Here is a 12,256-nt window from a genome sequence, read left to right on the forward strand (position 1 = left end):
CAAGTGCCAACCGTTTGTTGTTCAAGGCGATTAGCGCATACCTTCTCGTCGTAACGCTTGAGGCGTAAATTCTACGTCTCGAGGGCGTACGGTGAAGTCATACATTTCTTCCTCGTTATCTAAACCAATTGCTAGATAGCGACGAGAGTTTAAGTCGTAGTACGCATCAAGCGTAGACCACTGAGTAGGAACTTCATAATAGTTCACACCATACGCTACACTAACGCGGTAAAGTTCGCCACGGTTATCATACATATCAGCAACTTGGATCTGCCAGCTGTCTTCGTCAATGAAGAAAACACGTTTTTGATAAATATGGCGGAAGCCTTCTTTAAGTGTGGCTTCAACAACCCAAACACGGTGTTTTTCCCAACGTGTTAAATCAGGGTTTACGTGGTTAGGCTTTAAAATATCTTCATACTTAGCGTTGTCTGAATGTAGTGCATAGTTATTGTACGCAACATACATTTCTTTCTTACCCACTAGCTTCCAGTTGTAACGGTTTGGAGAACCATTAAACATATCGAAGTCGTCGGTTGTACGCAGACCATCAGCTGCCGTTCCTGGTGTGTCGTAAGCGATGTTAGGCGCAAGGCGCACACGACGCTGACCGGTGTTATATGTCCACGCTTTACGTGGCTCTTTAACTTGGTCAACCGTTTCATGAACAAGTAGTGCTGTACCAGCCAAACGAGCCGGCTTAGTTACCTTTTGCTTAAACATGAAAAGTACGTTTTCATCAGTAAGCTTTTCAGGTGTAGCTCCCTCTTCCGCGTACTTAATAAGTAGCTGTTCATCAAAGCCAATAACGTTGTAGTCACCACCTGTTGTAACAGCTGCTTGTCCACCATTACGCTGTACCGCTTCACCACGATAGCGAAGTATATGGTTCCAAATTGCTTCAAGTCCGTTTTGTGGAATTGGGAATGGAATACCTAACACCGCACCTTTTATACCGTTACCGTCGTCAAGTAGTTCAGCGCGAGTCGCATTAACCTTCGTTGCATCGTAAATAGCTTGCGGGTTAGAGGCCGAACGGCGCGTTTGATATACCGGCATACGGAACGTATCTGGATACGCTTCAAATAATTTCTTTTGACCTTCAGATAAAAACTCTGAGTACTCTTTATAGTTTTGTGCAGTGATCTCAAACAAAACTTTGTCTTCTGGATACGGATCTGCATGGTGATCGCCTACAGTATATCCGGCTGGAGCCGCTGTAATACCGCCCGTCCACGCAGGGATACTACCATCAGCATTTGCTGCCTTTTCAGCACCAAGTGGAGTTAGTTCATTGCCCAGCTTGTTGGCTTCTGCATCAGATACTTTTGCCATAGCGTTTGCGCCGGTTAGGGCTAGCGATAACGCCGCAGCGATAATTCCTACTTTTCTAATCATAAAAACCACTCTTTAGATAGCATATTTGATGTTAAACGAAATGAAGTCTCGGTCTGAAAGCGCGTTGGTTGTACCAATGCCGCCCCAGAATGCGCTATAAGATGCCGTAGCAGACCACTTACTTAAGTAGTCAAACGTAAATGAAAGCGCAGCAGACTTAACATCTTCTGTGAAAAGGAATAAAGGATCAGGCGTAGTACCTTCCACATCGTGAGAGAACGTACCGCGAACGCGCAAATTCATTCCTGCAAAAATTGAGTTGTAATCAGCAACAGCCAATAAACGATAGCCCCACGCATCATCAGTTGCAAATGGGTTAGTTTCTGGTCCATCAGATAGTGCTTGATGTAAACCCTGACGAGGGTTACCAGTAGGTGTTGGCTCAAGCGAAGGTGTACGTGCTGTACCCGGCGCATTCAAACGAATAACATTTGGATCTGGCATGTCTACAATATTTACGTAGCCCGCTTCGCCTAATAGTACAAAGTTGTCAGCACCAAACTTAGGTCCAAATACGTGAGACGCAGTGAACTGAAGCTGCCATGTATCAGAGAACAAGTAACCTTGTGCAGTTTCACCTGGTCCTACTGCGCGACCAATATTGTTAAGCTGTGAAATGCCTTCTAAATCTGGACGAAGACCCGCGTTAGCTAGCTGCTCAGGCATACCCATGTAAAGCAACTCAACATCATCAATTTGTAGCGGCTCGTCTACGCGATATGCAAACTCACCCGCAAGTGCTGTAGTACCAATGTTGGTGTTAAAGCTCATACCGTAAAGTTTGATATCTTCTGGATAGAAGAATTCTGACTGAGTAAAAGCACCTAACTGCGTGATGTTGTCACGTGTAACAGTGTTTTGAGCTAGGAATGCCAAATCTGCACCAATACCTGCAGCGGTAAAGTCAGATGTTTTACCTGAAATAAGTGGACGTTGGCTATGATAATTAATGTGATAGAAACTAAACTCTGTTTCATTTAGGTTCTCAGCGAACCATGTTAGGCGCAAACCGTACTGACCTTGATCGTCTGCGTCATTATGCGCTGAATCACCAAAACCACGAATGGCCACTTTAGTTGGATACGCTAAATAAGCCTGAGAAATGTCAGCCGCGTCAGCCCCAGAACGAAGCAGATCGCCATAGCCATTTAATGCAGTTAGTAGGTGGTCCAAATCAATGTCTGGGTTACCACTGAAACCCAACTGAATATTCTGACGCTGACCACCGTCGCCAGCAAAGTCGTTACCTGCAAAGTAACTACCCGAAACAGGTAGCCAGCTGCGCTGCCATTCGTACTGGTAATACCCTGAAATGCTCACAGTGTCAGAAAGACCAAGTGATGCGTAAACCATACCTACAGGAAGAAATACTTCACGCAGTTCTGCACCTGGCGCGCGCGCACGTGTAACGTCCACTGGGTTTGTTGTATTAATACCGTGTTGAATGAAGGTACTCTCACCCCAACTGATAACTTGACGACCGATACGTACTGTTAGCGGCTTTTCACCAAGCCACCAGTCGCCATAGAAAAATGCATCGTATAAACGGATATCAGTACATAGCAAATCTTCTGCTTCTGGGTCCTGACATAGGTCGTACTGATTACCCGTAATTGGATTCGAATAAGGTCGGTCACCGTCCATTTGTTCGAAATCATAGAACCAGAAACCACGCGCGAAGAAGCCGTAGTCACCAAAGTTGATGTCTAATTCATGAGTACCTGAAACCTGTGTTGCAAACGCATCACCTGGATCGTGAGCTAGGTTACCAAGGTCGCCATTGGTAGAATAGCCACCGTCAGCAAGCGCCCATACGTCACCGCTTGGGTATAAAGGGTTGAAAGCTGCGTGATAACCAGTCCAGTCAAATTGTGGATGGTTACTGTTACCAATAAGATCATAATCCCTTGCTTCTGTACGGATACTTGTGGCGAGCGTGAATGTAGAATCTAGAGAAATACTTACATCACCCACTTGCCAATTCGCAGCGTGTGCAGGTAGTGCGGCAGCACCTAACAGCGAGAGAACTCCTGCTGCTACCGGTGACATTTTAAAAGCGCTAGGCCTGTTTTTCATATTTTTATACTCCCAAGTCGACGCGAATGATTGCGTGACGTCATGACCAACCATTACGATTAACAAAATCATTACATCATTTTGCCAGAACCGCAAGAACTAATCCTACCAGTTAACAATTTTTACAACATTAACCGTATCAAATAGTTAATGGATTATCACGAGTATAAAATTCATTTATGAGCATGCTGATTAATTGCACTAATTGCGTAGATTTTTTAACCGCTTGTCAAATAGAAATGGAAAGATGATTGAGCGTTACCGAATGCGTTCAAAAGATTTAATTTTGTTGTCGGCACTTACGATCATGCGAAAGCGCCCTCTTACGCCAATTGATGTTACGAATTGGCGCAAACGGTTGGTTGGAATCTGGACGTTGAGACCCGATTCGCTCAACATAACAACATTGGGAATTGATGGCGCGTAAAGTGCCTCACACTGGCTGTAAGGCACATTAATAGAAAAATAAAACGTGGTGTCTGTACGACTAGTGCTTGTCATATGCCAGACTTTTACTGACCTTTTCAAACACGTCTTTACTTAACCCTTTGTGATTAAGTAGTCGTCCTAATTGTTGCTTCATCAGTACTTGATGCTCCGTTGCAAAACGTTGCCACTGGGTTAGCGGCGTTACTATGCGTGAAGCCACTTGCGGGTTTACTCCATCAAGCTTTAACAGATAATCAGTAACAAATTTGTACCCACTACCATCTATTGCATGGAATTTTTCACTATTGTAAAAAGCGAAACTCCCCATCACTGCTCTAACACGATTCGGATTACTCATTGTAAACTGCGGATGTTCACAAAGCATGGTAATCGTGGCAAATATGTCGTCTGATGGTTGCGTTGCATGCAAAGCAAACCACTTGTCTAGAACAAGCGGGTCGTGACTCCACTTAGACTCAAAGGCAGCCATGAGCTTGTCGAATGTAGACTTATCACAGTACTGAGCACTTTTTAAAGCGCCCAACGTATCTGTCATGTTATCAGCATTTTCAAAATGCGTTAGTACCAGCGATTCATATTGTGGAAGTCGTGCCAAGTGCGCCAATACAACATTTTTACAACGACGTTCATTAACCGCCGATTGGGCATAACAATACTCGACACTTTCTATTCCGTTAAATACATTTAATAGTTCCTGCTCCAACGCGATAGAAAACTGGCGACAAAATGCGTTTCTTGCCGACATTAAAGCATCGACCTTAATGTTGTTTCTTGTCTGACACAGGGTTTCAAATGATGGGATCACTAGGCACTCGCCAAGTAATTCAACATTGCTACGCTCTTGAGCAATCGCCTCTTTTATACCATCCCATATGTCATTGCTAATTGCACTACCAGGTGACGACTCCAGTTGTTGAATACATCTGTCGTACAAGGTTTGCATAGCATCCCATCGGTTAAATGGGTCTTTAGCGTGCTTAAAGATTGTCAGTAGAGACAATGTATCGAGTGCGTTATCCACTTTAACAGGGGCTGAAAAATTGCCAAGAATAACCGGTGTTAGCATTTTATTAGGTGCAGTGACGGTAAAGGTCACTGACGGTTTACTTAGTATTAGCATTCCCTCATTGATAAGGCCTTCGTTATCTGTATACGCATGCCCATCCTGATCAATTATTTCGATATTGATAGGCATATACAGTGGCAACTTATCTGTTTGATCAGCGGTCGGCTCTGTGTGCTGTGAAAGCGTAAAAGTATGACATCCATCTAGTGCTTTATGATGCATTGTTACCGTTGGTGTGCCTGACTGACTATACCACCTTGCAAATTGCGTTAAGTCTAACGACGTTGCAGACTGCATTGCTGATACAAAGTCATCACAGGTAACTGCTTGACCATCATGTCGTTTGAAGTACTCATCCATGCCTCTTCTAAAGCCATCCGGTCCTAAAAGCGTATGGAACATACGAATAACTTCAGCCCCTTTGTCATAAACGGTCACCGTGTAGAAGTTATTCATCTCAATGACTTCTTCAGGACGTATGGGGTGACTCATTGCACTGGCGTCTTCTGCAAACTGATGCTCTCGCATAACACGTACGTGCTTAATTCGGTTACTTAGCGCAGATGTCATATCGGCACTAAATTGTTGATCTCTAAATACAGTAAGCCCTTCTTTAAGACTTAGTTGAAACCAATCACGACAAGTCACACGATTACCGGTCCAGTTATGGAAGTACTCATGTGCAATGACAGATTCTACATTGAAGAAATCATCATCTGTTGCTGAATTCTGATCAGCCAAAACAAATTTGCTATTAAAGACATTGAGCCCTTTGTTCTCCATTGCACCCATATTGAAAAAGTCGACGGCTACAATCATGTAAATGTCTAAATCGTATTCAAGACCGAATACATCTTCGTCCCACTTCATCGCGCGTTTCAAAGACTCAAGCGCAAATTGCCCTTGTTCTTTCTTGCCCTTGTCAACATATAATTCTAGCGCAACGTCTTTACCGCTCATTGTGGTGTAGGTGTCACTTAGTAAATCAAAATCACCAGCAACTAATGCAAATAAGTAACAGGGTTTAGGGTGTGGATCATGCCATTTTACAAAGTGCTTGTTGCCTGATAACTCACCTTTATCTATAGGGTTACCGTTTGCGAGTAACATAGGCACTGAAGTATCGGCTACAACAGTAACGGTATAAACAGAAAGCACATCAGGCCGGTCCATAAAAAACGTTATACGCCTAAAACCTTCTGCTTCACACTGTGTACAATATGCCCCTCCTGAAAGGTATAAGCCTTCCAGCGCTTTATTGTTCTCTGGCGCGATTGTGGTCTCAATTTCTACACTAAATTCATTCAGCTCAGTGTAGATAGAAAGCGTGGCGTCAGTTAATACATAGTAGCTTGATGCTGACTTATCTGTGCCAATAGTCTGCCCGTTAATTTTAAGTGAATTAACAGGCAAATTATCTCCATCTAAAACAAGAAGCTCATTATGTTTGCCTTCGCGTGATATGGCGAGTTTACTGCAAACTTGTGTTTCAGTGGGGTGAAGTGTGATGTGTAAGTCAACTGTCGCTATTGAAAAAGCGGGCGGTTTATAATCCGCCCGGCGCTTAGCTTGAACTGACATAGATCCTCCTAAAAGAAAGCCTACGTTAAATTACTGATTACCTTGACTGTCTACGGCTACAGTTGGTGGTGTAATGCGCAATATCTTGATACCTAAGTACGCATAAATAACAGCAAGGATCGGATTGATTACATTGAAGAATGCGTAAAAAATGTAGTCGAACGGATTTACAAGCAACACGCTGTGCATATATGCACCACAGGTGTTCCAAGGAATAAGAGGCGATGTCAACGTACCGCCGTCTTCCAAACTACGTGATAGATTGAGTTGGTCGAGTCCGCGCTTTTTGAACTCTTCTTTATACATGCGGCCAGGCATAACAATTGAAATGTACTGGTCAGCGGTTACCAAGTTAGTACCAAAACAAGTCAAAATTGTGCGGCTTACCATATCTCCTGCCGACTTCGCACCGAGCAAAATTGCTGACACTGCGCGTTTAAGTAGCCCAACACGTTCTAATACAGCACCGAACGACATCGCGCATATGATTAACCAAATAGTATTAAGCATTGAAGACATACCACCACGTGACAATAGGCTATTTAAGTTTTCGTCCGGTGTTGAAAAGCTTACGCCATCAAATAATGCTGTCCAAACAACTTTTAACGCGCCAATATTTTTAGAGTCGTCGGCACTTGCCATCGCAGTAACCACGTCCCATTGGAAAACAACCGCCCATACACCACCAAGAAGCGCACCAATAAAGACTGCTGGGAATGCAGGCATTTTTTTAACGGCAAGCGTAAGCAATACCACAAGAGGGATAAGAAGATGCCACCCCAAATCAAAAGAGTCATTCAGCAATGTTTGCATTTGTTCAATACGTTCAGCCTTTGCCTCACCAACTTCACTGAAGCCCAATATGGTGAAAAGAATAAGTGCAATGACAAAACTTGGAATGGTAGTCCAAAGCATATAACGAATATGTTCAAACAAATCTGTTCCTGCTACTGCGGGTGCTAGATTTGTTGTTTCTGACAATGGAGAAATTTTGTCACCAAAGTAAGCACCTGATACCACCGCGCCAGCTGTTATCGCTGCAGACATTTCCATGCCCGCAGACACGCCCATCAATGCGACACCTACGGTAGCGGCGGTAGTCCAAGAACTCCCGATACTCATTGCCACCACTGCGCAAATCAAGCAAGCAGCTGAATAAAAGAACGAAGGGTTAAGTAGTTCCAAGCCAAAATAAATGAGTGTAGGAACGGTACCTGCTAACATCCAAGTACCAATTAGCGAGCCAACTGCCAACAGAATTAGACACGCACCAAGAGACATTGAAATACCGTCTACAATGCCCTTCTCGATTGTTTTCCAACTAAACCCGTTTTTCATGCCGATAATGGCAGCGAGACCCATTGCAAGAAGTAATGCAATTTGGTTAGGGCCATATGATGAGTTGTCTTCGAACAAGTACACTGCACTGCCCATCATTACAACCAATGCTACAATCGGGATAAGCGCATCCAGTAAAGACGGTGTTTTTAATTCTTTAGTCGTCATTGTTTTTAATTTTAAAACCTTATTTTTATACTTCTTCCGGTGTTAAAAAACCGAGCGATAGAACATTAGCGCGATAATTACAGGGCATACAAAGCGCACGTACCACGGCCATATCTTCCAGAACAAACCATGTTCCGCATTTGCATTGCCTTCTTTCAACTCCGCTAAAATTGCATCGCGTTTCCAAACCCATCCAGCAAAAATACACAGAGCGAAACCAAGTAGAGGCTGACTGTATTCTGTAGTAAGCGCAATGACAAAACCGAACAGGCTGTCAAAGTTAAGAATGATAATGCAACTTAACGTGAATATAAGCGCAGCCATAAACACAACAGCTTTCTTTCTCTTGAGCCCCTTACTTTCAACCATGTAAGCTACCGGAACTTCAAGCATAGAAATAGATGAGGTCACTGCCGCAATGGCCATTAGCGCAAAGAAAGCAAAAGCAACGAATACACCTACTGAACCAATAGTGTCAAAGAGTGCGGGCAATACTTTAAAAATAAGGGTGTCACCTTGAATGAGCGCACCATCGGGGGTAAATATTTCGACACCATTATTAAGAGCAACGTACATGGCAGGAATTATCAACATGCCCGCGATAACCGCTACGCCAATGTCAACCAGCGCGACAGACGCACCAATTGTTGGAAGGTTTTCAGACTTACTTAAATAAGAGCCATATACCAGCATGGTGCCAACACCCAACGACATAGAGAAGAAGGCCTGACCCATGGCATTAATTAAGAGTTCTGGATCGAGTACACGAGAGAAGTCTGGAACCAAGTATGCACTCCATCCTTCTACCGCACCAGGTTGCAAGCTAACGTATACAATCAGTGCAAGAATTAAAATAACCAATGTTGGCATTAAGCGCACTGACCATTTTTCTATACCCGCTTTAACGCCACCTACTACTATAAATGCAGTTAATGCCATGAAAAACAAACAAAAAATAATGTTACGCGTAACCGAAGAGGTAAGTAGCCAGTCGCTCGCTGCAGTTAAACCGAAGATACGAACGGCGGCATCTGCAAAATAGACCAGCATCCAGCCACCAACAATTGCATAAAATGCCAATATCAAAGACACCGTTATGCAACCCCAAATCCCCGTTGCGCGGCCAATGAAATTACCTGAAATTTTACCTAATGCATCGACCATATTTGAGCGTGAGCTTCGCCCTATAATAAGTTCTGCCATTAACACTGGGTATGCTAAGACAAACGCTAATAGAAGATACACAAGTACAAATGCGGCACCACCGTTGCTGGCAACTTTCGTAGGAAAGCCCCAAATGTTTCCGAGTCCTACTGCTGAACCTGCTGCTGCTAGCACGAATCCTATACGAGAGGAAAATTCGCCTCTGATAGCCATGTTATTTCCCTTTATTATTGTTTTAGTATTTTATAGACACAAAAAAAGGGCTGGCCATAGACCAGCCCTTTCTCCGTCACCACTAATTTCTTGTAATTGCGTAACGGCCAGTTTCAATCATGTCGAATGTGATATTGGCTGCTTCATCTAAGAATGGGTCCAATTCTTCCATATCTTCAGGTAGGTCGTCCAATGTTGCGACGGTTTCTAATCCCATACGCTGTAAACGTTCGTTAGCACGTGCAAGGGATTTAGTTTCCGCTTCTTTCTTTTCTGCTTCACGAACTGACTTAACTAATGAGATATAGTTTTTATCTTTGTTCTCTTTATATTCCGAAATGTCTTGTTGAATATAAGAGAATTCAGGGTTTTGTAGAATGCGTTTATTGTGCTTTGCAGTTAATACATCAAGTGCAGCGGTGCCGTCTGCAAAAGTTGTATAATTAGCACGGTTGATGCTATCCCAAGGCAACGCATTTTCCGCCTGACTTTCACCCCACTCTGCAGGCTCTATTGCCGAAGGATAAAGAATATCTGGAATAACACCTTTGTGTTGAGTACTACCACCATTGATGCGATAGAACTTAGCAATAGTAAATTGAACGCTTCCTAACGGGTTATCGTAAAGGTCGTAAATTTTACCTAGGCCACGGTGTTGCTGCACGGTACCTTTACCAAAGGTCTGCTCACCTACAATTAGCGCACGATTGTAGTCTTGCATTGCTGCGGCAAAAATTTCTGATGCCGAAGCGCTATAACGGTCAACCAATACAGTAAGTGGTCCATCGTAGGCTACTTCGCCGTCAGTATCGCGATTCACGCTTACTTTGGTTTGTCCGTAACGAATTTGTACCACAGGCCCTTTTTCAATAAACAAGCCTGTTAGCAACGTAGCTTCAGTTAGAGAGCCGCCACCGTTACCACGTAAATCAACTATTACGCCTTTTACATTTTGCGATTTTAGACTTTCTATCTCTTTTGCCACATCAACACTTAAGTTGTTGTAAAAGCTAGGTATGGTGATTACACCTAGCGGCTCACCAGCGTGAGGGCCTGTTTCTGGCACGTACACTTCAGATTTTGCTGCGCGATCTTCAAGTTTAATTTTGTCGCGAGTTAAACTAACGACAGAAGTGGTTTTTGCATCACTTGCGCCTTTCTCTACTTGTAAGCGTACAGTACTGCCTTTAGGGCCTTTGATTAATTCGACAACTTCATCTAAGCGCCATCCAATGACATCAACAAACTCTTCATCTTCTTGTGCAACACCAACGATTTTATCTTCAGGTTTAATTGCGCCTGACTCATCGGCAGGGCCACCAGGCACTATGCTTTTGATAACGGTATAGTCATCTTCGCTTTGTAATACAGCGCCAATCCCTTCAAAGGATAAATTCATTTCCATTTGGAAGCGATCTGCGTTGCGTGGCGATAGATAGCTTGTATGTGCTTCAATTGTGCGCGCAAATGCATTCATAGCTGTTTGAAAAACGTCTTCGCTTTTCGCTTGCTTGGTGCGCTTGATTGCTCGAGTGTAACGCTTGGTAAGAAGCTCTTTGGCTTCTTCCCATGTTTTGTCGGCCAAAACTAGATTCAGTGCATCGTACTTAACACGCTGGCGCCAAATTTCGTCTAACTCGGCGGTAGATGTCGGCCATTCAGCATCTTCTCTATCATAAAAGAACTTATCGCCTTCTTTTTCGAAGTCGAATGGGCCCGACTCTAACAATGCCAACGCGTACTCATAACGCTCAATTCGGCGCTTTGCACTCACGTTGTACATGTCATAAGCAATCGATAAGTTGCCTTTGCTCAATGCATCATCAAACAAACCGCGATACTTTTCGAAACTTACAACATCAGAAAGCAAAAGAACTTGCTTATTGTGGTCTAAAGAGTCGACGAAGCGCTGATAAACACGTGCAGAAAGAGCATCATCCAACGAAATTTCCTTGTAATGCGCCCTTGTGAAAAGCGCGCTTACGCGTTTTGCTGCAACACTGTGCTGAGATTCCTGTTGAAGAATGGGAAGCTCATCAACTTCTGGAGTTGAAGTAACGGCGCCAGCACCTACCCCTACGGTAAGAAATGCGCTAGCAATGGAAATTCGAAGGATGTCTTTCATATTTACGACCTCTTGGAGCGTACCAAACGTAAAGCGTCTGCGTTTACTTTTACCACCATACCTGAATCGAGCTGAACGTGAATGCCGTCCTTCGCTACTTCAGTAATAACTGCAGGCATAGGAGCCTTACCTAGTTTAACGGTAACTTGCGTTCCCTGTTGCAAATCGCTTTCAGTCAATTTTGCAGGTGGTGTATTGTTTGGTCTGTTATTTTTCGGTTTAGTTCCGCGCTTACTATCAGCATGGTCCGATTTTTCAGATTTTTCACCTTTCGGGCGATTAAATTGACGTTTTTCTTTGCGCTTTGGTTGTTGAGCTTGCTTAGCTTTACGCTTTTCAGCGGCCTTAGCTTTACTCTCTTCCAATTGTTGTTGCGCGTGATCGGCGTGTTCTTTCTCGATTGTATCGCCTTCAACACCATCTAGATCTACGCGGTTAGCACCCTCTTTGATGCTATACAAGTAGCGCCAGCTATTGGTGTAGTGACGTAGCGTAGAACGCAGAAGTGTTTTACTTACACGTTCGTCGTCTTCTAAACGAGTGGCTAAATCTTGAAAAATGCCAATCTTAAGTGGGCGGGCCTCGCCTTCAATGCTAAAACATTTCGGAAAGGTCTCTGCAAGGAAAGCAATAACTTCCTTACTGGTTGTAAACTTCTCTGGTGATTCCATTAACTT

At 43.7% G+C, this 12,256-nt stretch carries 8 protein-coding genes; all 8 read right to left on the bottom strand.

Going from position 1 to position 12,256, the window contains the following annotated elements:
• Window positions 1-30 precede the first annotated feature (30 nt).
• On the bottom strand, window positions 31-1,398 hold the full coding sequence (locus JN178_RS10140; RefSeq protein ID WP_202265775.1) for a DUF1329 domain-containing protein: 1,368 nt from the start codon (window positions 1,396-1,398) through the stop codon (window positions 31-33).
• Between the two features lie 12 nt (window positions 1,399-1,410).
• Window positions 1,411-3,474: a DUF1302 domain-containing protein gene (locus tag JN178_RS10145; protein WP_202265777.1), complete on the bottom strand. Its 2,064-nt coding sequence runs from the start codon at window positions 3,472-3,474 to the stop codon at window positions 1,411-1,413.
• A gap of 258 nt (window positions 3,475-3,732) precedes the next feature.
• On the bottom strand, window positions 3,733-3,975 hold the full coding sequence (locus JN178_RS10150; RefSeq protein WP_202265779.1) for a DUF2835 family protein: 243 nt from the start codon (window positions 3,973-3,975) through the stop codon (window positions 3,733-3,735).
• Window positions 3,962-6,571, bottom strand: coding sequence for an aminopeptidase N (gene pepN, locus JN178_RS10155; protein ID WP_202265781.1), 2,610 nt, complete (start codon window positions 6,569-6,571; stop codon window positions 3,962-3,964). The genes JN178_RS10150 and pepN overlap by 14 nt, the downstream gene beginning before the upstream one ends.
• Before the next feature lie 30 nt (window positions 6,572-6,601).
• Window positions 6,602-8,077 (bottom strand): Na+/H+ antiporter NhaC, encoded by a 1,476-nt coding sequence (gene nhaC / locus JN178_RS10160; RefSeq protein ID WP_202265783.1) that lies wholly within the window; start codon window positions 8,075-8,077, stop codon window positions 6,602-6,604.
• Between the two features lie 42 nt (window positions 8,078-8,119).
• Window positions 8,120-9,454, bottom strand: a complete 1,335-nt coding sequence (locus tag JN178_RS10165) for a sodium-dependent transporter (protein ID WP_202265785.1) — start codon at window positions 9,452-9,454, stop codon at window positions 8,120-8,122.
• An 82-nt stretch (window positions 9,455-9,536) separates the two neighbouring features.
• Entirely contained in the window at window positions 9,537-11,579 is a 2,043-nt protein-coding gene (gene prc / locus JN178_RS10170; protein ID WP_202265787.1) for a carboxy terminal-processing peptidase, read from the bottom strand.
• Between the two features lie 2 nt (window positions 11,580-11,581).
• Window positions 11,582-12,250: an RNA chaperone ProQ gene (gene proQ, locus JN178_RS10175; RefSeq protein ID WP_202265789.1), complete on the bottom strand. Its 669-nt coding sequence runs from the start codon at window positions 12,248-12,250 to the stop codon at window positions 11,582-11,584.
• Window positions 12,251-12,256 lie beyond the last annotated feature (6 nt).

Origin of the sequence: Alteromonas sp. KC3 (assembly GCF_016756315.1) — a bacterium.
GTDB lineage: Bacteria > Pseudomonadota > Gammaproteobacteria > Enterobacterales > Alteromonadaceae > Alteromonas.

Bases quoted from the DNA above. Each gene is read 5' to 3' on its own strand.
- JN178_RS10140 (WP_202265775.1), bottom strand. From the start codon at position 1,398: ATGATTAGAAAAGTAGGAATTATCGCTGCGGCGTTATCGCTAGCCCTA.
- JN178_RS10145 (WP_202265777.1), bottom strand. From the start codon at position 3,474: ATGAAAAACAGGCCTAGCGCTTTTAAAATGTCACCGGTAGCAGCAGGA.
- JN178_RS10150 (WP_202265779.1), bottom strand. From the start codon at position 3,975: ATGACAAGCACTAGTCGTACAGACACCACGTTTTATTTTTCTATTAAT.
- pepN (WP_202265781.1), bottom strand. From the start codon at position 6,571: ATGTCAGTTCAAGCTAAGCGCCGGGCGGATTATAAACCGCCCGCTTTT.
- nhaC (WP_202265783.1), bottom strand. From the start codon at position 8,077: ATGACGACTAAAGAATTAAAAACACCGTCTTTACTGGATGCGCTTATC.
- JN178_RS10165 (WP_202265785.1), bottom strand. From the start codon at position 9,454: ATGGCTATCAGAGGCGAATTTTCCTCTCGTATAGGATTCGTGCTAGCA.
- prc (WP_202265787.1), bottom strand. From the start codon at position 11,579: ATGAAAGACATCCTTCGAATTTCCATTGCTAGCGCATTTCTTACCGTA.
- proQ (WP_202265789.1), bottom strand. From the start codon at position 12,250: ATGGAATCACCAGAGAAGTTTACAACCAGTAAGGAAGTTATTGCTTTC.